At 73.7% G+C, this 1,178-nt stretch carries 1 protein-coding gene; it reads left to right on the top strand.

Translation table 11 applies throughout. The features are described 5' to 3' along the window. Positions 1-778: LysR family transcriptional regulator (locus tag ABT085_RS46485; RefSeq protein WP_351623299.1), on the top strand; the 778-nt coding region annotated here is incomplete at its 5' end. Positions 779-1,178 lie beyond the last annotated feature (400 nt).

A 1,178-nucleotide genomic window follows, 5' to 3' on the forward strand; every position in this document is an offset into this window, starting at 1 on the left:
GCTCGGGATCGCCCAGCCCCCGCTGTCGCGGGCGATCGGCGGGCTCGAACGGCGCCTGGGCACCCTCCTGCTGGAGCGCGGCAGCCGGGGTCTCACCCTGACCGGACCCGGGGCGGTGCTGCTGCGGGAGGCGCGGGCGGCGCTGGACGCCGTCGAGGCCGCCGAACGGCGCACCCGCCGGGCCGCCCTCGCGGCGACCGGCCGCCCCGCCGTGGTCCTGGCCGCGAAGGCGGGCGCCTCCGGTGAACTGCTGGCGAAACTCCTCGACGCCTACGCCGCCGAGCCCGGCGCCGTCGCCGTGGACGTCGTGCTGTGCGGGCCGGGCGAGCAGACACGGCTGCTGCACGACGGCCGGGCCGACGTAGCCCTGCTGCATCGGCCGTTCGACGACACGGCCGGCTTCGACACCGAGGACCTGCACCGCGAGGGTCAGGTCGCGATCCTCCCGGCGGGCCACCCGCTCAGCGCCCGCCCCCAGGTGCGGCTCGCCGAGGTCACCGGCCTTCCCGACCTGCCCCTGCCCCGCTGGCCCCACCCCGACGGCACCTTCCCGGACGGCCCCGGACCGCAGGTGCGCGACCACACCCAACTCACCCAGCTCATCGCCCTCGGCCGCGCCTGCGCCATCGTGCCGGAGTCGGGCCGCACCGGCCTGCGCGAGGACCTCACCGCCGTACCGGTCCCCGACGCCCCCCACGTCACCACGGTCATCGCCTGGCCCCCGCACAGCCGCTCGACGGCGGTCGCGGGACTGGTCCGCGCCGCCACCGCCCTGTGACCGACTGCGGTGAACGCCGGGACACCGTACTGAAACGGTGCTCCGGGCGACGCGTCGTGCGTCACGCCGCGATGACGACGTCATCGGCCCCCGACGTCTGCTTATTCCCAGGGAAGAAGCAGCAAGGCAAGGCAAGTGGCAAGCAAGAAGCAAGCGTGGATCGGAGCGCTTGACGTGCTCCCTGGCCTAAAGTCCAGGGATTCCGGCCTGGGTCGTCTGACCCTTCCGGAGGCTTCCTGCTTCACCGCGCTGTGCGGGCACATGTGCCCGTCTTACCCGCGCTCCACAGGCGTTTGGCGTCTCCACCCGTCCGGTGGCGACGATTCGGCGTCCTTCGAAGAGGACGTTGCGTGCTGCGTTGTGGTCGCGGTCATGCCCGGCATGGCATGCGCTGCACGTC

The sequence above is a fragment of the Streptomyces sp. NPDC002265 genome (genome assembly GCF_040296125.1).
Taxonomy (GTDB): Bacteria; Actinomycetota; Actinomycetes; order Streptomycetales; family Streptomycetaceae; genus Streptomyces.